Here is a 20,486-nt window from a genome sequence, read left to right as displayed (position 1 = left end):
GATGGTATCTATCCGCGGCACTTCCGATGTTTTTTAACGTTAGTCTGACGGCGCCAGCCGCAACGCTTCGCCCAGCAACCCGGCGACGCTGACCAAGTCATGGTCACCATTGAACAGCGGGCTCAAACGCAAATGGTGCGCGTGCAACCCTTGCAGACTGAACAACTCACCGGGCGCAATAATGATCTGTTGCTTGAGCAGGCGATGAAAAACGTTCCCCATATCCACCGGACGTAGTGAGCGCGCCCAGATCGTCGCCCCTCCCTGCGGCTCGACAATCTGCAATACATCGCCCAGACGCTCGCGCAGTAGCTGAATCAGGGGCGTGCGGCGCTCTCTGAGCATACGTCTGAGTACGGACAAATGCTGATCCAGGCGACCGCCAGCCAACAGCCTGGCAATTGCCTTCTGGCGAATAGGCGACAAGCGAAATGCTCGCAGCAGAAAGTGGCGCTGCAGCTCACTTCGCCAATGGTGTGACAGGACATAACCAAAAGGAGCCTCCGCACCGATGAATTTCTCGAACGTTGAAAATATCAACAAACGATCAGGGTCCAGCCAGTCGCGCAAGCGATCGGTGCCGACTGCTTCGTCGAGTTCGCTGTAGCAGTCGTTTTCCAGCACCCAGGTGCCATGACACCCGAGCAAATGTGCAACCGTTTGCCGATTGGCCTGAGACAGCAGGCTACCGTGAGGCATGCTCAATATCGAGGACAGAAGAATCAATCGCACCGGCTCGCTTTTAAGCAATGACTCCAGCCGTTGCGGATCGATCACTCCCCCCTCCAGTAGCGGCAACTCGATAACCCGCACCCCGGCAGTTTCCAGCAGACGCAGGATTATCCAGTCACAGGGCGATTCAACCACTACCGTGGCGCCGCGCAACTCAAGCACGGAGATGAGTATCTCCAGCACACCGCGTAGATCGGCACCGACATAGACATCATCCGCATGCCAGCAATTCGTCGTTGACGAGGTGTAGCGCGCCGCAAGCACTGTGCGCAGTTCCAGATCACCGCAAGGTTGCAACAGCAATTGTGGCTGGCGGGGATATTGCCGCAGCAGTTCCCGCTCAAGCATCAACAGCGGACTGTCCAGCGGTTGCAAGGTCGCCGGATCGTCGGCGCTCAACACACACATGCCCGGGCGGCGGGCGTTGACGTAGACCGTCTCAAGCAAGTCATTGCCACTACCGGGCATCTCGATCGTGGGTAGCGCCTGCGCGTAATACCCGGACTTGGCGATCGAATAGACCCTGTTTTCCTTTTCCAGCAGTGCGTAGGCGTACTGAACGGTCGAAATGGACACATTCAGTCGGTCAGCCAACTGCCGCAACGAAGGCAGGCGCACCGCCGAACTGCTCCCCGCTTCGTCGATCAGTTGCGTCAGGTAGCGGTAAACCGCCTGATAAACGAAGTCGGTTTCCTGAGCCTTCACGACCCCGCAGCCATTGGCTGTGATACGAAAACTGGCAGATGGCTCACGTTCAGCCTTCCGCCGACCGATCGACTGTCGCCCCGCGACCCGCCTCGTTCAGATTTGCGTCATCCGCAACGCCTTCGCTGGTTGCCGGCATGCGAATGGGCCCCGTTGCGTAAAGACGAACAATCATCGCGACCGGCAAACCGCTGACATCGGTCATCCACTTCAGGACCTGTTCCGGCGCATTGAGGCCCTGCATGGCCCGATGCAGATCAGGCATTGCCACCAACATCCCGGGATGACAATTGCGCAGGAACCTTTCAAGCCCGGCACCGCTATCTATAAACGGTGCAAACAACAGACACGTCAACTGCGCTTCGTTCAGATCGAAACTCGCCAGCAAACTGGCCTCTGCCTGCATGCGCAAGTGCTTGGGATCTTCAAGGTCACCAAAACTGCTGAGCAACTGTTCGCACAGCGGTTCGGGCACCTGCTTGCGCCGCATCTCCATCAAGCGGTTCTGCAGGTATTTACCGATTCCATCCTCATACGTGCGACCTTCGATGAACTGCGCCTGCAAACCACGCAAATGCGCCGCGACCAGGGGCTCTGCGTATTCGTCGTCATTTTGATAAAGGCTCTGGTCATTTGCCTGGAATCCCAGAAAGTCGCTGAGCAAAGGCCAGCGCTCTTCCAGTTTGCCGACGATCATGTCGTTGATATTGATGAAACCGGTACGCCGACAGGCCTCGAACTGCCCTTCGGGCCGCCACGTCACGCGATCTTCGTCGGTGTAGAACTCGCGATAATAATCACCCCCCAGGCCATCGAGCACAGGGAACAGCATTTCAAAGCCCGAGGTATTGAGCAGTGGTCCGGAGATTGCCGCTTTCTGTACTGCTCGACTCAATCCGTCGAGGAAGTGCTTCTGGCGCTGTGGGGGCTCGCTACCGATCATTGCATCAACACCACTGTTCCAGCGAGCGATCTGACCGTAGAACTCAGCGGTAGCCAGATAGGCGTCATCCCACAATTCGAGCGGTTCGTTGAACGTTCGGCGATGACCAAGCACCAGCAAATTCACGCGATGGGCTTCACGCCCCTCGTCGCTGAGTGGTGCCTGATGGTCGAACGGCAAAACCTGGCGATGATCGACCATCATCAGCTCGACCCGAGGATCGTCATACAGGAACAGCGCACTGAAGCTTCGATGCATGTTCTGCAGTGCCGTTTGAGTGTTGCCATTCCAACGCAGGGTCGCTACACGCAATTGAAAGGTTGCGGGGGCCCGCCCGGCGATAGTCAGCTGCGCAGCCCGCAACAAAGCCAGCGTATAACAGCTGTCACGCGCCCCGGACTGGTTCACCAGCACTTTGAAATGACCGATGTTCTCCATGCCGCCCGCAGCGACGGCCAGCCGCTGGATCAGCAACTGCAATGCCGTGCGCTCTGCGCGAGAGAAGAAACTCAGCAGACGCTGCAAGACTTGCTGGTAGACGTAATTCATTGCCTGATCATGGATAGTGCTCATCGGTATTTACCCGGTATCAAAAGTTTCATGGCATGCAGTCAAATCATTAGCCGCACGACAATTCATCAATAAGTAATAGACGCTCAAATGCTAACACTTACAAAATTGTAGTTATTTGAAACACTTGAGTTCAAGAAAGCCAGCCTACCACCGAAAGGCAGTGTCAACCCTCTGTAATTGCTAGGGATTTTCTAGAATTAAATCTTCCTAGGAAACTTCCCACAACATCCCACGACAAGTGAGTACAAGAAAAAGAGAAGCGGTTTCGGAATAGCCCTACAACAATTAAACAGAAGTTGGTGCGATCAACAGTTTTAGCCGTTTGATAATGTGAGGGACGAATTGAATGCACAGTCATGGCTCATTCCTTGAGATGAAAGTAATCATTCAATTATCAGGGCTTATGTTGTGATTAGAAGATACAGATCGAGAGCAAAAACCAGTTCAGTTGCTGAACGGCGTCGGGTGCAGCTCTCGGGGTCTCTGTTTTACACGGTAGGATAAACGCACAAGAGTCCGTGGGGCCACGGACTCTGATTACAAGGCTTACGCCGGTTCGACTTGCAGAGCAACCCGTTCGCGACAAGGGCATTCGTCCATGTAGCGATGCGCTTCGACGAACTCGTTGAACGGAAATACACGGGTCTTGAGGGGCAGCAGCACGCGGTCAGTGGTCAACTGGTTGATGTCACGCAGGGCCCGTTGCAAAGCGACGTGATCCTGAGTGATGCCCAGTTCCGGCTTGCCGGTGAAGTTGCCGATGCAATGCACGAAAAACTGGATGTTCTTCTGGAACGCTGCGCAGGCCGGGAACGGCGTCTGATTGCCGCCCTGCAAGCCATACAGCACCAGGCTGCCACGCGGCGCCAGCACATCGCCAAGCAGCGACATCTGCGGACCGCCGAGGCCGTCGAACACCACGTCGACACCACGGTTGTCGGTGATCTTGTTGATTCGCATCAACAGATCTTCCTCTTCGGTGACGATGACCTTTTCTGCACCAAGGGACAGCAGGTACTCGCGCTCCTCGGCTTCTTTGGTCGCGGCAATCACTCGCACCCCCATTGCCTTGCCCAACTGGACAAACGATGGACCGGCGCAATGACTGGCGTCAGTGACCAGCGCAAACTGCCCCGGTTTGACCCGTGCCAGATCGGCGTAGGCAAAGTAGGCGATCAGCAACGGCGTGTAATGCACGCTGGCTTCAATCGGGCTGAGCACATCCGGATAACGGGTCAGCGCAGTACGCGGCAGCACGATCGATTCGCCGTAGACCGGGTAGTCGTTCGCACTCTCGGCCGGAAAACTGGCGACCTTGTCACCCACTGCCAGATCATCAACACCGTCGCCGACAGCGGTGATCACACCGGCCATCTCGTGACCAAGACCCGCAGGCAGTCGCGCCTGAGACGAGGCCAGATTCTGACGCCAGAGGGTGTCATACCAGCTGATGCCGATCGCCTCGACACGCACCTGCACTTCGCCAGGACCTGGCTGAGCGGCCGCATGCTCTTCGCATTTGAGCACCTCGGCCGGACCAAACTTGTGAAAACGGATCGTGCGGGACATCGCAAACCTCGTCAAAGTAACCTCTAATGCCATGAACTCTATCTGGGCTTTTGACCCAAGACTATCAGTGGCTATTAATAGTCGACATGCCTGTCATTGATTCCGCAACAGGGGCGGCATTGGCAAAATCCATGAAAAAACTGCTGCCACCGTCTCAGTTAAGCTGAATTTTCCGGTGCAGAGTACCAGCCTTTCCCCGTAAGATTCATGCCGGCCATTGTTCTCATATGGCTGCTCTCGTCAAGCTTGATGACTCTGCCAGGACTCCAGATGAATCGTAATGACCTGCGTCGTGTCGACCTGAACCTGTTGATCGTATTCGAAACATTGATGCACGAACGCAGTGTGACCCGGGCGGCAGAAAAGCTGTTTCTCGGTCAACCGGCGATCAGTGCGGCGCTTTCGCGCCTGCGCAGCCTGTTCGATGACCCGCTATTCGTGCGCACCGGGCGCAGCATGGAACCGTCCGCCCGCGCGGTGGAAATCTTCGCCCTGCTCTCGCCGGCCCTCGATTCGATTTCGACCGCCGTCAGCCGCGCGGCCGAATTCGACCCGGCGACCAGCACTTCGGTATTCCGTATCGGTTTATCGGATGACGTCGAATTTGCCCTGCTGCCGATGCTGCTCAAACGCCTGCGCGCCGAATCGCCAGGCATCGTGCTGGTGATACGTCGCGTCAACTACATATTGATGCCGGGCCTGTTGGCTTCCGGCGAGATATCCATTGGCGTCAGCTATACCACCGACCTGCCAGCCAACGCCAAGCGCAAGGTCCTGCGTCGCAGCGCGCCAAAACTGCTGCGCGCCGATACCGTACCGGGACCGTTGAGCCTGGACGACTACTGCGCGCGACCGCATGCACTGGTGTCGTTTGCCGGTGATCTCAGTGGGTTTATTGATGAAGAACTGGAGAAACTCGGGCGCAAGCGCCATGTGGTGCTTGCGGTGCCGCAGTTCAATGGTTTGAGTACGTTGTTGGCCGGCACTGACATCGTGGCGACCGTGCCGGATTACACCGCGGAAGCGCTGACGGCGGCTGGCGGCGTTCGCGCGGAAGATCCGCCGTTGCCGACGCGCACGTTTGAGTTGCACATGGCTTGGCGGGGGTCGCAGGATAATGATCCGGGTGAGCGTTGGTTGCGGTCGCGGATTCAGATGTTTTTTGGCGACCCTGAGAGTCTTTAGGCGTCGTCGGACAGGCTGTTTAGCTGATCATTTCTGCCTTTCCACAAACCATGGAGCTCCATTCACTTCCAGTGGATTGCTACATTGGGGGCACATTTGAGGGCATGCATTGGATGCTTCGAAAAGGATGCCCCCAGCCTAAGGCCAAACAGGCTATTGATAAGGGCAGTTCCGATCGGAGTCTCTGCGAATCGATAGACCGGCCTGAGGCTTTCAACATATCAGTGGGAATCCTGAGAGCTTTTAAAAAACAGGGAGCACCTGTGATCTGCCCTACCCTGATTATCACAGGACGTGGCGAGATCACCATAGGTGAGTCAAGTAGCCGCTCCGCTATTGGTCCTGCGCGAATCCCCCCCGCACTCTGTGCCGACAACACAGTAGCCAGTACCATCAACACCGCTCCTGTCAACATCCGATATGACGGCGCTCCAGGAACAACCACCACGCGTAGGCCATGGCGTAGACCGGCTCCAGTGAGATGATTATCCCGGTGCTGCGTGCGTTGACGCCCTTTAAGTATCAGCCCAGGGACGAAGTGCACGATGAGTTTCTTGCGGTTGAGGCCGCGCAGCGAAGCCCGGCCTTGCAAAAGGGCAAACACCTCCAGGATTAGCTGGGCAAACTCCGCGTGGCCGAAGGTGATCATATTGACACTGGCGTGAATCAGCGGCTCAGGTTGGGGTGATTGAGTCGCTCACAAATGCGCAGGGCGTCGTCGTGCTTTTCGCTCCAGTGCAGCAAATGCGAGTAGATCAGGATGCCTATATTGCTCTGCTGTGCGATAGACAAGGCTTCGGCCAACAAACGCACCACAGGCTCATCGCCCACTGGGTCCGAACGCGCGAAATCCCCCGCGGTTTTAATCACCAATTCGACGGTGGAGCGTGGCGGTGCCACTTTCAGCATCTGATAAATGCCCGCGTTCTGCTCCGCCTCTGCGCCAAGGCGCAGGTTGAGCACCACATAGATGCCCGCTACCTCAATGTCGTAACGCGTCCTTGACGCTGTTCAATTGCTGGGCAGTTGCCCAGTTGCGTCCATCGCAGATTGAAAGATAGGTGGCGTCATAACCCACCGCCTTAGTCATCTCGCACCTGCCCTCAAAACTGTAGTTGCCCATGGAGCTGTAGAAACAGGTGTCCTGTGCGTAAAACCTTGGCGTCATGGTGTTCTGCCCCAGGGCATCAGGCATTGGTTGCAAAGCACCGTCGAACGCCTACTTCGCCCCCACCAACACCGAAAGCAAATGTCTTGACACTAACTGTAGTGACCACTATAAAATACACGCGATATGTAGCGATCGCTAATTAAATGGCTTTCAGTGATGCGCTGGACGGGAAGCATTCCCACAAACTGAATGAATCGGGTAGGCAACGTGATAGACCTGGCCGTACACAGCGTCGCCCAGTGGACCGAGATTATTCGCTCGCTCGCAGTCGTCGGGATTGCGCTGTATGCCGCGATATTTGTGGTGGGCACTGTCGCCTTCGTACCCGCCTCAATGCTCACGGCGCTCGCCGGTTTTTTGTACGGCCCGATGGGGGGAACGCTACTCATCTCGCCCGCTGGCTTGCTGGCTGCAGCGGTCGCGTTTGCCTTGGGCAGATCGCTTCTGCGCCCTTGGGTCAAACGACGCCTGGCGAACAGCCCCACATCAGCGGCGGTCGACCACGCAATCGAGTCAGGAGGTTTTCGAATTGTTTTTCTCTTGCGCCTAGCGTCCATCGTGCCGTTCGCTCCGCTGAGCTATGGACTCGGAGCCAGCCGTATCGCCCGTCGAGATTTCCTCCTGGCGACTTGGATCGGCCTGCTTCCTGGAACATTTCTGTATGCGTACTTGGGCTCTCTGGCGGCTGATGTCGCACAGATAATCAGTGGCGAGGTAACGACCAATCGATCGACTCAAATGATGACTTGGACGGGTCTGGTCGTTGCATTGATAGCCTTACTGACCGTCGCCAGATATGCACGCAAAGCGATCAACCAAGCCCTTCTTCAACCTTCTTCAAACTAGGAGTTACACCATGAGCAACCCAACTTACGTCGAAGACTACAACGCCATCGTCACGGTGCTGAACCACTACAACGAAGGTGGCAAGCAAGCCAAAAGCAGCCTCATGAAACCTGCCTTCAGCGAGCAGGCCACCATCTTTGGTGTAGATGGCGAAGGCAAGCTGACCGGAGGCCCGATCCAGGGTCTGTTCGACATCATCGACAGCGCCTTCCGTCCCTCACCGGAAGCCAAAGGCGCCATCGTCAACGTCGATATCGTAGGCACCGCTGCCAGCGCACGTATCGATACCAACGACATCTCCGGCTTCTGCTTCACCGATTTCTTCAACTTGCTGAAGGTTGACGGAAAGTGGACCGTCATCAGCAAGATCTACCACACCCACGTTGCTCCTTAACCCAGCCGTTTGAACCGCGCCCTGTTGGCGCCAAAACCATGCAAAGGGGTTTGACCATGAGCAAAAACATCAAAGCTGTACCCACCCAGGACTACAACGCCGTTGTCGCCGTGGCCCAGCAATACGCTGACGGCCTGCGTGCCGGCAGCCCGGAAGTGCTGGAGCAGGCCTTCCACAAGGAAGCAGTGATGTACGGCTTCACCAACGGCAAACTGTTGGGCGGCCCGATCAGCAACCTGTTCGACTTCGTCCGTACCAATGGCACGGCCCCGGATATCAGTACCCGCCTGGACGTGCTGGCGATCACCCCAACCACCGCCGTGGTACGGGTGGATATGGAAAAGGACGCGATCGGTGCCGACTACAACGATTACCTGACACTGATCAAAATCGACGGCACCTGGAAGGTGATCGCTAAGGTTTATCACCAGTTTGAAGGCTGACCCGAGCAGCCTGAACGTAATGCTGTTTCTTAAGGTGATAAATCATGGCAAAAGTTGAATACAGCGCCGTTGTAGACGGCGGCGCCGAGCGCGTTTGGGATGTACTCAAGCGCTTCGGGAAAATCAGCCAGTGGCACCCGGCGATCCCGCAGAGCGTCATCGAAGACGGTCAGCCGGACGGTCTGGTCGGTTGCATCCGTAGGCTGACGTTGCAGGATGGCGCCATTCTGCGCGAGCAGTTGTTGTCGATAGACGCGGTAAATCTGCAGTTCTCCTACCGTTTCGTTGAAGCGCCATTGCCCGTCGACAACTACGTGTTGACCGTGCGCCTGATCCCGTTGACTGGCAAGGACGAAACCGTGATTCTGTGGTCTGCGACCTTCGATACGCGCGAGCCTGACCCAGCGGGGCAATGGACCTCGACCATCGAGTCGCTCATTGTCGGCGGGCATGAAAGCCTCCAGGTTTACCTGAACCAAACCGCCACAGCGTGAATGTGCCCTACCCCGCTCCAGCAATGGATGCGGGGTTCAATTTTTCTGGAGTTACGATGCACGACCACATTGCCGAAGTGCCGCTTGAAAAAGCTTATCGGCTGATCAACCACGGTCCCACCGTGCTGGTTTCTGCTCAACACGAGGAGACTCGAAATGTGATGGCCGCGGCATGGGCCTGTGCATTGGATTTCTCACCGCCCAAAGTCACTGTGGTGCTGGACAAGATCGCCAAAACCCGCGAACTGGTAGAGCGTAGCGGCCTCTTTGTGATTCAGGTTCCCACCGTGGCACAGCTGCAATTGACCCGCGCTGTCGGCAGCGTCAGCCTGCAGGAAGATCCACAGAAGCTGGCTCATAGCAGCGTCGAGCTATTCAGTATCAGCGGCCATGACGTGCCATTCGTGGCCGGCTGCTCGGCCTGGCTTGCGTGCAAACTATTGCCCGAACCTCACAACCAGTCGACCTACGACCTGTTTATCGGTGAAGTCGTCGCTGCCTGGGCCGACACACGGGTATTCAGCGACGGCCATTGGCACTTTGAGCGTGCGCACCCGGACTTTCGTAGCCTGCACTACATCGCAGGCGGCCACTTTTATGCGATCGGAGAAGCGCTAACTCCATCAGTGATCTAATGCAGTGTCAACCGAGGCTCGGTGCCTGGCCCCAGATGGTTACCCGACATCAGTAATGCATAGGGTACTAGGCCATAGCGCGCGACTGCGGTATGCGGTACAGCGATGCATAGAACGCCCGCGCCAACCATCCTTCCAGCGTCACGCAGGCTCTTCGCCAGCGCCACCGTCGACAATCAAAATACGAATGTCATTGAACATTGAAGGGTCTCAGTGCTTTTACTCGGGAGCACAGGACGGATCCTATAGCGCCCAGGCACACGGCGTTGCGCCGGTGCCTGGGCTGGGTGATTTCAACGCTTATGACTTACCAATCCTGGCGGGTCGGCGAAATGATCAGGTCGTTGACGGTGACGTTTTCAGGCTGATTCAGTGCGTACACCACTGCGCGACCGATATCGTCCGGCGAAATAGCGATTTTATTCAGCTCTTGAGCCGCTTTACGGCCAGCCGGGTCGGTGACTTTATCGGCCCAACCGGTGTTGATCACACCCGGGCTGACCGTGTTGACACGGATGCCATGCTGCACGCCCAGCTCTTTGCGCATCGACTCAGTCATAGCCTGAACGAAGAACTTGGTGGCGCTGTAGATACCCGCAGCAGGCCCGACTTGGTGACCGGCGACCGAATCCATATTCAGGATCTGGCCAGACTTCTGTTTCAGCATGAACGGCAACACCGCCGCGATACCATGCAGGTAGCCTTTGATGTTCACGTTGATCATCTTTTCCCAATCATCGGTGGCCAGGTCAACCCAGTTGGAAAACAGCATCAAGCCTGCGTTGTTGATCAGGATATCCACCGAACCGAAAGAGTCTTGGGCGAATTGCGCGAGCGCTTTCATATCCTCAGGGTTGGTAACGTCGCTGACGCGACCTACCGCTTCACCGCCCTTTCCTTTCAGTTCGCTGACGATGGCGTCCAGGCCTTGCTGGTCCAGGGCTGCTGCGACAATTCGAACGCCTTTCTCGGACAAGGCACGTGCCGATGCAGCACCCAGGCCGGACGATGCGCCAGTGATGATCGCGGTTTTATTCTGCAGATAGTTCATGGGCGTTCCTCTCGTTGGTGACTGCCCGTCTGTGCGGGCAGTTTTTGGGGTTATCGCGGATATAAGCGGATCAGTAGTTGCCGACAGGCCAGTCGGTGTAGCCTTTGGCGCCGCCGCCGTAATACGACTCGCGCGGTGCGATGGTCAGTTCGGCCCCACGACGCAAGCGCTCAACCAGGTCCGGGTTGGAGATAAACAGGCGACCAAACGCTACGGCGTCGATCTTGCCTTGGGCGCGGCGCTCGATAGCCATGTCCAGGTCGTAGTTGTTGTTGCCGATGAAGGGCCCGTTGAACTGCGCGCTCAATGCGTCCATGTCCACGCCTTCCGGCACTTCACGCGAGGTGGCGGTCGCGCCTTCAACGAAGTGCAGGTAAGCCAGATCGAATGCGTTCAGTTGCTGGATCAGGTAGCCATACATCGCCATCACATTGCTGTCGGGCCGCGTGTTGCCGGCGTCAGGCGTCACCGGCGACAAACGGATGCCAACCCGGTCGTTGCCCCAGATCTTGACGATTGCTTCGGTCACTTCCAGGGTCAGGCGCGCACGGTTTTCGATGGAGCCGCCGTACTGGTCGGTGCGATGGTTGGTCGAGTCCCGTAGGAACTGGTCCAGCAGGTAGCTGTTGGCCGAGTGAACCTCTACACCATCAAAACCCGCGCGTTTGGCATTCTCGGCAGCACGTTTGTACTGCTCGATGATCCCCGGTATCTCATCGGTTTCAAGCGCCCGTGGCATCGACACCGGGACGAAGCCGTTGGTGGTATAGGTGTCGCCTTCAGCCTTGATCGCGGAAGGTGCGACCGGTGCGGCACCGTCAGGTTGCAACTCGACACTGGAGAACCGTCCCACATGCCATAGCTGGCTGACGATCTTCCCGCCGGCGGCATGCACGGCGTCCGTGACTTTCTTCCAGCCCGCAACCTGCTCCTCGCTCCAGATGCCGGGGGTGGCCGCGTAACCGCGGCCTTGCGCGGAAATATTGGTGGCCTCGGCGACGATCAAGCCCGCGGTGGCGCGTTGAGCGTAATACTCAGCGTGCAGCTCGTTGGGGATGCCATCTTCGGCATAGCGGCTACGGGTGACAGGCGCCATCAAAATACGGTTGGCGAGTTTCATCGCGCCCAGGTTGATGGGGGTGAATAAGTCGGTACGAGTGGCGTTGTCTGTCATGATAGACCTCAATTAAATAGACCGGTCGTCTAGTAAGTTGGTAAAAAATAACTACGACAAAAATCGCTTTGCCAGAGTCAGGGATGTTTCAAAGGCGTCGTCGCGCTTGCCGATCTTCATCATCAACGAAGCGCCGAGCCAAACCTGATAGAGCGATTGCGCAAGCGTCGCGCTTGGCGCTGTGGACGTGATCGAGCCATCGACAAGCCCCTGCTCAATACAGCGCTCAAGCTTTGCGTGGATAGCCTGCGTGCCTCGGTCGAGCACCAGGCGCATGCCCTCCGAGAGGTCACAGACCTCGGCGCCTAACTTGACCACCAGGCACTTGTCGGTAGGCAAATCAGAGCACTGAGTTTGCGCCCAATACTGGAAGTAACTCAGCAGCCTTTGCGCGGCGGGTGCAGAACCCATCAACAGCGTGTCGACTGTTGCGAAGTAGTCGGAAAAATACTGCTCAAGCAATGCCTGACCAAATTCTTCCTTGGATTTGAAGTAGTGGTAGAACGAACCTTTAGGCACGCTCGCAGCCGCTACCACCTCAGCTAACCCTACGCTGGTGTAGCCTTTGTGAGTCATCAACGTCCTGGCGACATCCAGGATGTGTTGGCGTGTTTCAGAATGATGCTTTTTCATAATGCAGCCACCCTAATTAAAAATAGACCGGTCGTCTAGTAAATTTTAGAATAGGCTCACTTTCTACGACCAACGGCGAACGAAGACAAATGACAGGGTAAAGCTCATGAACACCCCTCCCCCCACGTCAACGTTCAACACCGAGTGCCTTGCGCAATTCAACCTCAATTGCCTGGTGATCTTCGCTGCGCTGTATCAGGAAAAAAGTGTCACCAGGGCGTCCGAGCGGTTGAACATTGGGCAACCTGCGGTCAGCAACAGCCTGTCCAAACTCAGGCTGGTTTTTCAGGACCCACTGTTTTTTCGCCGAAACGCAGAGATGGTGCCCACCGCAGTCGCCGATGATATTGCGAAGCATGTGATACCGCTATTGAGCGGTATTGGCCACGTGCTTGAGCGATACGACGTACCGGCCCTTGGGCACCCGTCACGGCCGAACTGAAAGCTCAGAATTACGCTACGCAACCGAAAATTTCATTTTGTGTATCATTGGGCAGAACTTTCTTCCAGGCATGCTCGTCTGGCGATACGCCCCCAAGGTGCTGCACTCAATGACCAACTCCACCCCAATCTCTGTTCCACGCGCAAAAGGACGCCCGCGCGCGTTTGATCGAGACCAGGCTCTGCTGCAGGCGCTGGCAGTGTTTTGGAGGCGTGGCTACGAGCCGGCCTCTGTGGCGGAATTGTGTTCAGCCATGGGCGTCAGCCCTCCCAGCCTGTATGCGGCGTTCGGCAACAAAGCCAAGTTGTTTCTCGAAGCGGTTGCCTACTACGAAGCGACGTTCTGGGATGCCACGTGGGAGCGCATGGACACCGAGCCCGACATAGTGCTTGCCATCAGCGAGTTCTTCCACACCTCCGCGTCGATCTTGACCGAACCCGAGGCGCCCTGCGGCTGTATGGTCGTCCTCGCGGCAGTCAATGTCTCCGACGATGCCGGTGAAGTCACCGCGACCCTAAAGGCCTTGCGCCAGGAAGGCCGTGACTACTTACAGCAGCGCTTGGATCGCGCAGTGGAACAAGGTCAGCTCAAGCCGGAAACCAACACTCGCCTGCTCGCCGCTGCCTTGAATACATTGCTCGAAGGCATGTCCCTGCAGGCACATGACGCTGCCAGCAGGGAAGATCTGCAAGGCATCGGCGCAACAGCCGTAGCGATGCTGAGCCCTTCCCTGTCAGCTTGACTGGAACCAACTCCGCCAAACCACGCGCTGCATTCAAGCAAGCTGTTTACACGCAGCCTTGATGCGCGCGCATGCCTGCTCCAGCAGCACCGTGGAGGTCGCAAAGGAGATGCGGAAATAACCCTCCAACCCAAACGCACTCCCCGGTACCACCGCCACCTGTGCGGCTTCGAGCAGGTACTGGCAGACATCCACGTCATTAGTCAGCACCGCTCCTGCAGGCGTTTTGCGCCCGTACAGCCCCGAGCATGAAGGGAAGAGATAAAAAGCGCCCTCCGGACGGCGACATACCAGGCCGGGAGTGGTGTTAAAAGCGTCCAGACAAAGATCCCTGCGCTGACGAAACACTTCATTGCGCTCAGCCAGAAAATCGATAGGCCCGTTCAGCGCTGCCACGGCAGCCGCCTGGGATATTGCGCAGGGGTTGCTCGTGGTCTGCGATTGAATGGTGGCCATGGCAGCAATTAAAGGTTTAGGACCGCCCGCATAACCAATGCGCCAGCCCGTCATAGAATAGGCCTTTGAAACGCCATTCACGGTCAGCACGCGACCATGTAACGCCGGCACCTGCGAAGCCAGCGTGGAAAACACCCAACCGTCGTAACTCAGGTGCTCGTACATATCATCCGTCAGCACGTAGACCTGCGGATGCTCCAACAATACGGCGCCCAACCGATCAAGCTCTGCCGCGCTATAACCCGCACCCGTCGGGTTGCTTGGCGAATTCAAAATCAGCCACTTGGTACGCGGCGTGATGGCTTGCTGGAGTTGCTCAGCGGTGATCTTGAAATGCTGATGGGCCGCGCAGCGGATTTCCACGGGCGTGCCCCCCGCCAGGCGCACCATGTCCGGATAGGACACCCAGTAAGGCGCAGGAATGATGACTTCATCCCCGGGGTTAAGGGTGGCCTGCAGCGCATTGATCAGCACTTGCTTACCGCCGGTGCCGACGCTGATTTCGTCTTTCGCGTAGGTGATGCCGTTTTCACGCTGAAATTTTCGAACGATCGCCGCTTTGAGTTCTGGAGTGCCGTCTACATCGGTGTAGCGGGTCTGGCCTGCATCAATCGCCGCCTTGGCAGCCGCATTGATGTGATCGGGGGTTGGAAAGTCCGGCTCGCCGGTTGACAGGCTGATGATATCGGCCCCATTGCGGCGTAACTCTGCCGCCTTGCGCGTGATTACCAGCGTTGGCGAGGGTTTAACCGCTTTCAGCAAATTTCCGAGCAATTGCATGGGGCCACTCTTTGAGCTTTTGTTGATAGTGCATCAATGCTAGCGGCCTCCAGCAGACAATTAAAACAATATATATGGATGCAATATATCAATTTTATTTGTTTATTCCGGACTGATTTTTTTGGCCTCTTGCGCCGATTGCACACAAGGCAGGTGCATGGGGCCAAATCTCCCAGGCGCTTGACAGTTTCTGTAGTGACCAATATAGAATAACCCTCAGCGTGCATTCGCCGAGCGCGTTTGGAGGTTCGCTTGAGGGGGACATTTTTGAAACATCGCCTGATCTGGAGGAACTATGCACTCAGTTTTTATCGTCGGTGGTTCGGGTAAAGTGGCCAGAAGCCTTGCTCGACAACTGGCAGACCGAGGCCATCAACCACATTCGTTATACCGTCATGCGGAACAGGCCGAGGGACTCGAAGCACTCGGCGCCATCCCCGTGGCGGGTAACTTGCTTGACCTCGACACAGAGGCTCTGGCCAAGCTGATGGCGGGCAGTGATACCGTGGTATTCGCGGCGGGTGCCGGCGGCAAAGGCGGCGAGCAGATGACGGATGCCATCGACGGTCACGGCCTTGAGCTGTCCGTAGCCGCGGCTGAGTTGGCGGGCATTCAGCGCTTTATTCTTGTGTCGGCGTTTCCAGAGGCATCGCGTGGAAAATCAGTTTCCGAGACCTTCGAAAACTACATGGCCGTGAAAAAACGCGCCGATGTGCACTTGGCCGCAAGCGATCTAGATTGGGTCATTCTGCGCCCCGGCACCTTGCTGGACTCACCCGGCAGTGGCAAGGTCCACGTTGGCCTGGCTATCCCCTATGGCGACGTGCCGCGCGACGATGTCGCCGCAGCCTTGTTGCAGATCATCGAACAGCCCGGCGTCAGTCGCGTCATTATCGAACTGACCCAAGGCAGCACACCGGTCAACGAGGCTATCCAGAGTTTTGTGCCGAATAGCACTCAAGCATGAACGAACCCACAACATTCAAGCTGCTACTGATCGGCGCAAGCGGGCTGGTTGGCAGCCATGTACTGGATCTGGCCCTGTCGGATCCGCGCGTCGGCAAGGTCTACGCGCCAACACGCAAGACTTTGGCGGCGCACCCTAAACTCATCGCCACGCCCATCGATTTTGATCACTTGGACGAACAGGCTGATCGCTGGCAAGCAGATGCTGTGATCTGCACGCTGGGTACCACGCTTAAAACAGCTGGCTCCAGGGCAGCCTTCGAGCGAGTCGACCACACCTATCCATTGGCAGTGGCCAGGCTCGCACGCGCGCATGGAACGCCGACCTACGTGCTCAATTCGGCTATCGGCGCAGATGCGGGATCTTCGTTTTTCTATAACCAGGTCAAAGGCCGCCTGGAACAGGATCTGGCGAAGGTGGGGTTTGAATCGCTGACGTACGTGCGGCCGGGTGTCATCGGAGGCAAGCGTGAGGAGGTACGCCATGCAGAGCGTGCACTGATCCGGATGCTCAAACTTGCATCGCCGCTGTTACCTGAACGCTGGCGTCTCAATCCCCCGGCGCTGATTGCGCGGGCATTGCTTGACGCCGCGATCAGTCAGGCCCCTGGCATTCATGTGGTGCCATCGGGCAGCATGACCAAGCCGGCCGATCGACACTAAGCCAACAAGCGTCGGCTCATATCAAGCGCAGCGTCAAAAGGCTCACGTGTTTTGTTGACTTTGACCAGCAACGAGGCGCCCAACCACATCTGGTAAAGCGCTTCAGCCAGTATTGCTGAATCAACGGATGCTCTTATGGAGCCATCCGCTTTACCCTGCTCAACACAACGACTCATCCGCTCGATGATCAGGGCGGTACCCTTCTCAAGCACACCGCGCATGTTTTCTGACAGGTCACACACTTCCGCACCCAATTTGACTACCAGGCATTTTTGATCGGTGTGATCAAACGCCTGAGTCTCGGCCCAATAGCGTAGATAGATCAGCAGACGTTCAGCGCCGGAGCCCTCACTGGCCAGTTGCACATCGACCCTGGTGAGGTACTCCTCAAAGTACTCTTCGAGCAGCGCTTGGCCAAACTCATCCTTGGATCGGAAGTAGTGGTAGAACGACCCTTTAGGTACACCCGCTGCCGCGAGCAGCTCGGTAAGGCCGACGGCGGTGTAACCTTTCTGGGTCATCAGCGACCTGGCGACATCGATGATGTGCTGGCGCATGTCATGGGCGGGTTTCTTCATAATGCCGCGCATGCTAGCAAAAAAATGATCTAGCGTCAGGCGCCCGCTAGAGTGCCTGACGTTTGTTCACCTGTATCGGAAGCAATTTTACGTAGCGCTTCAGCGACAAAAATATAAATATATTTCGAAGCAAAACATAATTATTATTTGAGCATGATCAAAGAACTGAAAACACTTATCGCTGTGGCGAGAGAAGGCACATTTGCGGCTGCCGGCAGCAAAATCGGCCTCACCCAAGCCGCCGTCAGCGCCCAGATGCAACGCCTTGAGGCGGAGCTAGGGGTACAGCTATTCGACCGTAAGGGACGCTCGGCTCAGCTAAATCGAATGGGTCACCAGGTTTTGGCGCAGGGTCAGGAACTGGTACGCCAATTTAAAGATCTGGGCTCGACATCGGTGGGTCTTCCTGCGAACGTTTTGGTCACCATTGGAGCGATTGCCTCGGTTCAGCGCTCCTTCTTGCCAGATGCCCTGGCTGAATTTCATCAACGATCTGCGCAATGCAGGACGCGAGTGCTCCCCGGCTTGTCGATGGAGTTGGTGAACCAAGTCGATTCAGGCGAAATCGATATGGCCGCGATAATCCGCCCGCCCTTCTCGCTTCACAGTGATCTGCGCTGGACAACCTTGGCGCGTGAACCTTACCGGCTGATCGTCCCCGCCGATATGCCGGGAGACGATTGGGCTGAATTGGTATCGAGCCAACCCTTTATACGCTATGACCGATCATCCTTCGGCGGACGCCAAGTTGATAGGTTTCTGCGACAAACCCATTTTTCATTACACGAAGTCTGCGAGCTCGATGAACTGGATGCAATCGTCAAACTGGTTGCAAACGGCGTTGGAGTCGCCTTGGTGCCAGAAACGGCCACCCGTGAAGAATGGCCTGCCGAGGTACGTGCAATCGACCTGAAACAACGTACATTCCATCGTGATATTGGTTTGGTGCACCGTGCACGCCGCAGTCTAACTGAACCAGTAAAACTACTGGCTCAACTGATTACCGAGCATGCAGTGAAGAAGCATTAGATAAGTGCTGACGAGTACTTCGTGAAACTCACCTTCGATTTCGAACTCAATTTTCAGCGCTACCCTAACTAGTTAAGGTGCTTCATGGGTTTGGAAAATTTTGCTAACGACCGTCCACTTGCCTTCTACTTTCAGCAACTGGAAGAAGTCTGTGAAAGAGAGGCCTGACATGCCGTTGGCTTCGATACGAGCACTCGCGGCATTACCGACGATTTCAATACGAGTAATCGCGGCCTGCGCGTCGGGAGATGGACGGAAATTCTTGTCAATTCCCTCGAACAGGATTGGAATCGCGCCGCCGTCCAACTTGCCATCGGCACCGACGCTGTACATCGTCGCGTGTTCATTGAAAGCGGGTTTCATAATACTGCTCTTGGCCTGCTTGCAACCCTCAATATACTTGTTAAGCACCTCTGTAATAGCTTGATAGTCTTCTACATACGTAGCTTTGCTGACTGTTTTACTGCTGAGAACTTGTGGGCCACCTGGTGCGTTTTCCGCTTGAGCCATCGCACCAAAGGTTGAAATCAAGGCCCAAAAAAACAACTGCTTAATAGATATAACTTTCATTTAGTCGCTCTTCATAATGAGTGCAATTATTGAAACATGCTCAACCGCACAAACGCAGCAGAAACTCCGGAATTCGACTGTGCGCAAGCAGCTTCGCAATGAGATGACGAGGTGTTTTCAATGACGAAGCCCGCAGTTTCACCGTGACCTGCGGGTTCTTTGTTTTTGAAATTACTTGCTCAGGTTGATCTTAAGTTCCTGAGAAGCCTGCGCAATCGCGCTGCGCGGCGTCGGCAGATGGCTGAAGCCGTTCGACAGACCGAAATCGTGAATCATGCCGTTGTAGCGAACCGTCTTCACAGGCACACCCGCAGCGTCGAGCTTGCGGCCGTAAGCTTCAGCTTCATCGCGTAGGACATCGAATTCGGCTGTCTGGATCAGCGTCGGGGGCAAGCCCTTCAACTGTTCGGTCGTGGCCTGCAGTGGAGAAGCGTAAATCTGTTTGCGTGTCTCGGCGTCGGGTGCGTAATTGTCCCAGAACCAGGCCATCATGTCCTTCGTCAGGAAATAGCCGTTGGCAAACTCCTTGTACGACGGCGTGTCAAAATTGGAATCTGTCACTGGGCACAGCAACACTTGCGAGCGCAGTGCAGGTACACCCTTCTCGTTCGCCATCAGGGCAACTACGGCGGCAATGTTCCCCCCAGCACTATTGCCGGCTACGGCGAGGCGAGTGCCGTCTACCTTGATATCTTCGCCATGTTCAGCGACCCATTTTGTCGCGGCATAGGCTTGCTCGGTGGCGACGCCATATGCTGCCTCTGGCGAGAGGCTGTAGTTGACGAAGACCGCCACCGCACCCGAGCCTACCACCATGTCACGCACCAGTCGTTCGTGGGTCGGGAAGTCGCCCAACACCCAGCCGCCGCCATGGAAATACATGAACGCGGGCAGCGTCTTTTGTTGGCTACCGACCGGGCGCACGATGGTCAACTTCAGATCGCTGCCGTTGACGCGGATCGTCTTCTCACTGACATCAGCTGCTGGCAAGGCCACTTGAGGGGCAGCCTGGGCGCCCGCAAGCGCGGCACGGGCATCGACCGGCTTCATGGAATCGAGCGTCGGCACACCTTCAAGCGATTGCAAGAGTTTCGCCGTGTTGTGCTCAACTCCCGGGTATGTGGTGGCGGAGGCACTACCCGGCGCAAGAGTAACGACCGTAAAAGCGAGAGCGGAGGTAAGGGTTTTCATGACGGTTCCATTTGTATGGCTGAGTGCCGGGAAGCAATCAGCTACAGCAGACTCAAGGACGACAGAGGTTCAAGGCGCGACGTGGGTGTGAAAGATCTTGCTGACGACCGTCCACTTGCCATCGACTTTCAGCAGATGGAAAAAGTCGGTGAAAGAAATGCCTGACATGTCGTTGGCGTCGATGCGCGCGCTGGCCGCCGTACCGACAATCTCAATGCGGACGATAGCTGCCGGTGCATCTGGAGAGGGGCGAAAACCCTCATCAATCCCCTTGAACAGGATTGGAATTGCGCCACCGGCCAGCTTACCGTCGCCATCGACGCTAAACATGGTCGCTTGTTCATTGAAAGCTGGCTTCATGAGGCTGCTTTTTGCTTGCTTGCAGCCCTCGATGTACTGGTTCAGCACCTCGGTGACGGCTTGATATTCGTGTACGTAAGTAGGTTTGCTCATGGTTGACTCCTGCTTCATAGGATTGAAGATTAGCGCGCCCCAGCGGCGCGCGTTCGACGTGGACAAGT

The 20,486-nt window shown here is 56.4% G+C and carries 24 protein-coding genes; 11 read left to right on the top strand and 13 right to left on the bottom strand.

Translation table 11 applies throughout. The annotated features are described in order from the left end of the window. Window positions 1–39: 39 nt before the first annotated feature. The 3 genes from HU718_RS14725 to HU718_RS14715 form a co-directional block, all read right to left on the bottom strand. Window positions 40–1,437, bottom strand: coding sequence for an aminotransferase-like domain-containing protein (locus HU718_RS14725; RefSeq protein ID WP_225936796.1), 1,398 nt, complete (start codon window positions 1,435–1,437; stop codon window positions 40–42). 49 nt (window positions 1,438–1,486) lie between these two features. After that, on the bottom strand, window positions 1,487–2,953 hold the full coding sequence (locus tag HU718_RS14720; protein ID WP_186615983.1) for a hypothetical protein: 1,467 nt from the start codon (window positions 2,951–2,953) through the stop codon (window positions 1,487–1,489). A gap of 546 nt (window positions 2,954–3,499) precedes the next feature. Further along, window positions 3,500–4,522: a zinc-dependent alcohol dehydrogenase family protein gene (locus HU718_RS14715; RefSeq protein ID WP_150729856.1), complete on the bottom strand. Its 1,023-nt coding sequence runs from the start codon at window positions 4,520–4,522 to the stop codon at window positions 3,500–3,502. 270 nt (window positions 4,523–4,792) lie between these two features. On the opposite strand from HU718_RS14715, the gene HU718_RS14710 reads away from it, so the two are divergent. Then, window positions 4,793–5,707 carry a LysR family transcriptional regulator gene (locus tag HU718_RS14710; protein ID WP_016983049.1) on the top strand — a complete coding sequence of 305 codons (915 nt, stop codon included), beginning with the start codon at window positions 4,793–4,795 and terminating at the stop codon, window positions 5,705–5,707. Window positions 5,708–6,373: 666 nt separating this feature from the next. Here HU718_RS14710 and HU718_RS14705 read toward each other — a convergent pair. Together HU718_RS14705 and HU718_RS14700 are read right to left on the bottom strand one after the other, a co-directional pair. Then, a complete protein-coding gene (locus HU718_RS14705; protein ID WP_175538090.1) occupies window positions 6,374–6,670 on the bottom strand; it encodes a hypothetical protein in 297 nt (98 codons plus the stop codon). 19 nt (window positions 6,671–6,689) lie between these two features. Further along, window positions 6,690–6,902: a hypothetical protein gene (locus HU718_RS14700; RefSeq protein ID WP_186615982.1), complete on the bottom strand. Its 213-nt coding sequence runs from the start codon at window positions 6,900–6,902 to the stop codon at window positions 6,690–6,692. Between the two features lie 183 nt (window positions 6,903–7,085). On the opposite strand from HU718_RS14700, the gene HU718_RS14695 reads away from it, so the two are divergent. The 5 genes from HU718_RS14695 to HU718_RS14675 are packed head-to-tail and all read left to right on the top strand — an operon-like array spanning window position 7,086 to window position 9,690. Beyond that, entirely contained in the window at window positions 7,086–7,724 is a 639-nt protein-coding gene (locus HU718_RS14695; RefSeq protein WP_093544660.1) for a TVP38/TMEM64 family protein, read from the top strand. Between the two features lie 10 nt (window positions 7,725–7,734). Further along, on the top strand, window positions 7,735–8,118 hold the full coding sequence (locus tag HU718_RS14690) for a nuclear transport factor 2 family protein (RefSeq protein WP_010656555.1): 384 nt from the start codon (window positions 7,735–7,737) through the stop codon (window positions 8,116–8,118). A 56-nt stretch (window positions 8,119–8,174) separates the two neighbouring features. After that, window positions 8,175–8,561, top strand: a complete 387-nt coding sequence (locus HU718_RS14685) for a nuclear transport factor 2 family protein (RefSeq protein ID WP_032885487.1) — start codon at window positions 8,175–8,177, stop codon at window positions 8,559–8,561. A gap of 44 nt (window positions 8,562–8,605) precedes the next feature. Next, complete coding sequence (locus tag HU718_RS14680; RefSeq protein ID WP_010656557.1) at window positions 8,606–9,055, top strand: SRPBCC family protein; 450 nt, start codon at window positions 8,606–8,608, stop codon at window positions 9,053–9,055. A gap of 56 nt (window positions 9,056–9,111) precedes the next feature. Then, window positions 9,112–9,690 (top strand): flavin reductase family protein, encoded by a 579-nt coding sequence (locus HU718_RS14675; protein WP_068932053.1) that lies wholly within the window; start codon window positions 9,112–9,114, stop codon window positions 9,688–9,690. A 307-nt stretch (window positions 9,691–9,997) separates the two neighbouring features. Here the strand turns inward: HU718_RS14675 and HU718_RS14670 are convergent, their stop codons facing one another. The 3 genes from HU718_RS14670 to HU718_RS14660 form a co-directional block, all read right to left on the bottom strand. Beyond that, window positions 9,998–10,741, bottom strand: coding sequence for an SDR family oxidoreductase (locus tag HU718_RS14670; protein WP_010656559.1), 744 nt, complete (start codon window positions 10,739–10,741; stop codon window positions 9,998–10,000). Between the two features lie 70 nt (window positions 10,742–10,811). After that, window positions 10,812–11,915 (bottom strand): alkene reductase, encoded by a 1,104-nt coding sequence (locus tag HU718_RS14665; protein ID WP_186615981.1) that lies wholly within the window; start codon window positions 11,913–11,915, stop codon window positions 10,812–10,814. A 51-nt stretch (window positions 11,916–11,966) separates the two neighbouring features. Beyond that, the gene (locus HU718_RS14660) at window positions 11,967–12,548 is read right to left on the bottom strand and encodes a TetR/AcrR family transcriptional regulator (RefSeq protein WP_186615980.1); all 582 of its coding nucleotides are present in this window, start codon (window positions 12,546–12,548) and stop codon (window positions 11,967–11,969) included. 106 nt (window positions 12,549–12,654) lie between these two features. Between HU718_RS14660 and HU718_RS14655 the strand changes: the two genes are divergently transcribed. Continuing rightward, window positions 12,655–12,990, top strand: a complete 336-nt coding sequence (locus tag HU718_RS14655; RefSeq protein ID WP_010656562.1) for a LysR family transcriptional regulator — start codon at window positions 12,655–12,657, stop codon at window positions 12,988–12,990. 109 nt (window positions 12,991–13,099) lie between these two features. Then, window positions 13,100–13,732, top strand: coding sequence for a TetR/AcrR family transcriptional regulator (locus HU718_RS14650; RefSeq protein WP_010656563.1), 633 nt, complete (start codon window positions 13,100–13,102; stop codon window positions 13,730–13,732). Window positions 13,733–13,765: 33 nt separating this feature from the next. Here the strand turns inward: HU718_RS14650 and HU718_RS14645 are convergent, their stop codons facing one another. Further along, window positions 13,766–14,968 (bottom strand): pyridoxal phosphate-dependent aminotransferase, encoded by a 1,203-nt coding sequence (locus HU718_RS14645; RefSeq protein ID WP_186615979.1) that lies wholly within the window; start codon window positions 14,966–14,968, stop codon window positions 13,766–13,768. 295 nt (window positions 14,969–15,263) lie between these two features. Here HU718_RS14645 and HU718_RS14640 point away from each other — a divergent pair, with 295 nt between their 5' ends. Both HU718_RS14640 and HU718_RS14635 read left to right on the top strand, forming a co-directional pair. Next, complete coding sequence (locus HU718_RS14640) at window positions 15,264–15,935, top strand: SDR family oxidoreductase (RefSeq protein ID WP_186615978.1); 672 nt, start codon at window positions 15,264–15,266, stop codon at window positions 15,933–15,935. Next, complete coding sequence (locus HU718_RS14635) at window positions 15,932–16,597, top strand: NAD-dependent epimerase/dehydratase family protein (RefSeq protein WP_186615977.1); 666 nt, start codon at window positions 15,932–15,934, stop codon at window positions 16,595–16,597. The genes HU718_RS14640 and HU718_RS14635 overlap by 4 nt, the downstream gene beginning before the upstream one ends. Here HU718_RS14635 and HU718_RS14630 read toward each other — a convergent pair. Further along, window positions 16,594–17,175, bottom strand: coding sequence for a TetR/AcrR family transcriptional regulator (locus HU718_RS14630; protein ID WP_046036269.1), 582 nt, complete (start codon window positions 17,173–17,175; stop codon window positions 16,594–16,596). The genes HU718_RS14635 and HU718_RS14630 overlap by 4 nt on opposite strands. Window positions 17,176–17,328: 153 nt before the next feature. Here HU718_RS14630 and HU718_RS14625 point away from each other — a divergent pair, with 153 nt between their 5' ends. Beyond that, the gene (locus tag HU718_RS14625) at window positions 17,329–18,204 is read left to right on the top strand and encodes a LysR family transcriptional regulator (RefSeq protein WP_046036268.1); all 876 of its coding nucleotides are present in this window, start codon (window positions 17,329–17,331) and stop codon (window positions 18,202–18,204) included. Window positions 18,205–18,276: 72 nt separating this feature from the next. On the opposite strand, the gene HU718_RS14620 is transcribed toward HU718_RS14625, so the two are convergent. The 3 genes from HU718_RS14620 to HU718_RS14610 all read right to left on the bottom strand — a co-directional run bounded on the left by HU718_RS14620 (window position 18,277) and on the right by HU718_RS14610 (window position 20,418). Further along, window positions 18,277–18,714 carry a nuclear transport factor 2 family protein gene (locus tag HU718_RS14620; RefSeq protein WP_225936867.1) on the bottom strand — a complete coding sequence of 146 codons (438 nt, stop codon included), beginning with the start codon at window positions 18,712–18,714 and terminating at the stop codon, window positions 18,277–18,279. A 231-nt stretch (window positions 18,715–18,945) separates the two neighbouring features. Beyond that, the gene (locus tag HU718_RS14615) at window positions 18,946–19,965 is read right to left on the bottom strand and encodes an alpha/beta hydrolase (RefSeq protein ID WP_186615975.1); all 1,020 of its coding nucleotides are present in this window, start codon (window positions 19,963–19,965) and stop codon (window positions 18,946–18,948) included. A 69-nt stretch (window positions 19,966–20,034) separates the two neighbouring features. Then, the gene (locus HU718_RS14610) at window positions 20,035–20,418 is read right to left on the bottom strand and encodes a nuclear transport factor 2 family protein (RefSeq protein ID WP_010656571.1); all 384 of its coding nucleotides are present in this window, start codon (window positions 20,416–20,418) and stop codon (window positions 20,035–20,037) included. Between the last annotated feature and the right edge of the window lie 68 nt (window positions 20,419–20,486).

The sequence above is a fragment of the Pseudomonas tensinigenes genome, assembly GCF_014268445.2.
Taxonomy (GTDB): domain Bacteria; phylum Pseudomonadota; class Gammaproteobacteria; order Pseudomonadales; family Pseudomonadaceae; genus Aquipseudomonas; species Aquipseudomonas tensinigenes.
This window is presented reverse-complemented; position numbering and strand designations above follow the sequence as displayed.

Coding starts and splice junctions, on each gene's coding strand:
- HU718_RS14720 (WP_186615983.1), bottom strand. CDS start 2,953: ATGAGCACTATCCATGATCAGGCAATGAATTACGTCTACCAGCAAGTC.
- HU718_RS14715 (WP_150729856.1), bottom strand. CDS start 4,522: ATGTCCCGCACGATCCGTTTTCACAAGTTTGGTCCGGCCGAGGTGCTC.
- HU718_RS14710 (WP_016983049.1), top strand. CDS start 4,793: ATGAATCGTAATGACCTGCGTCGTGTCGACCTGAACCTGTTGATCGTA.
- HU718_RS14700 (WP_186615982.1), bottom strand. CDS start 6,902: ATGCCTGATGCCCTGGGGCAGAACACCATGACGCCAAGGTTTTACGCA.
- HU718_RS14690 (WP_010656555.1), top strand. CDS start 7,735: ATGAGCAACCCAACTTACGTCGAAGACTACAACGCCATCGTCACGGTG.
- HU718_RS14685 (WP_032885487.1), top strand. CDS start 8,175: ATGAGCAAAAACATCAAAGCTGTACCCACCCAGGACTACAACGCCGTT.
- HU718_RS14680 (WP_010656557.1), top strand. CDS start 8,606: ATGGCAAAAGTTGAATACAGCGCCGTTGTAGACGGCGGCGCCGAGCGC.
- HU718_RS14675 (WP_068932053.1), top strand. CDS start 9,112: ATGCACGACCACATTGCCGAAGTGCCGCTTGAAAAAGCTTATCGGCTG.
- HU718_RS14670 (WP_010656559.1), bottom strand. CDS start 10,741: ATGAACTATCTGCAGAATAAAACCGCGATCATCACTGGCGCATCGTCC.
- HU718_RS14665 (WP_186615981.1), bottom strand. CDS start 11,915: ATGACAGACAACGCCACTCGTACCGACTTATTCACCCCCATCAACCTG.
- HU718_RS14660 (WP_186615980.1), bottom strand. CDS start 12,548: ATGAAAAAGCATCATTCTGAAACACGCCAACACATCCTGGATGTCGCC.
- HU718_RS14655 (WP_010656562.1), top strand. CDS start 12,655: ATGAACACCCCTCCCCCCACGTCAACGTTCAACACCGAGTGCCTTGCG.
- HU718_RS14650 (WP_010656563.1), top strand. CDS start 13,100: ATGACCAACTCCACCCCAATCTCTGTTCCACGCGCAAAAGGACGCCCG.
- HU718_RS14645 (WP_186615979.1), bottom strand. CDS start 14,968: ATGCAATTGCTCGGAAATTTGCTGAAAGCGGTTAAACCCTCGCCAACG.
- HU718_RS14640 (WP_186615978.1), top strand. CDS start 15,264: ATGCACTCAGTTTTTATCGTCGGTGGTTCGGGTAAAGTGGCCAGAAGC.
- HU718_RS14635 (WP_186615977.1), top strand. CDS start 15,932: ATGAACGAACCCACAACATTCAAGCTGCTACTGATCGGCGCAAGCGGG.
- HU718_RS14630 (WP_046036269.1), bottom strand. CDS start 17,175: ATGAAGAAACCCGCCCATGACATGCGCCAGCACATCATCGATGTCGCC.
- HU718_RS14625 (WP_046036268.1), top strand. CDS start 17,329: ATGATCAAAGAACTGAAAACACTTATCGCTGTGGCGAGAGAAGGCACA.
- HU718_RS14620 (WP_225936867.1), bottom strand. CDS start 18,714: ATGGCTCAAGCGGAAAACGCACCAGGTGGCCCACAAGTTCTCAGCAGT.
- HU718_RS14615 (WP_186615975.1), bottom strand. CDS start 19,965: ATGAAAACCCTTACCTCCGCTCTCGCTTTTACGGTCGTTACTCTTGCG.
- HU718_RS14610 (WP_010656571.1), bottom strand. CDS start 20,418: ATGAGCAAACCTACTTACGTACACGAATATCAAGCCGTCACCGAGGTG.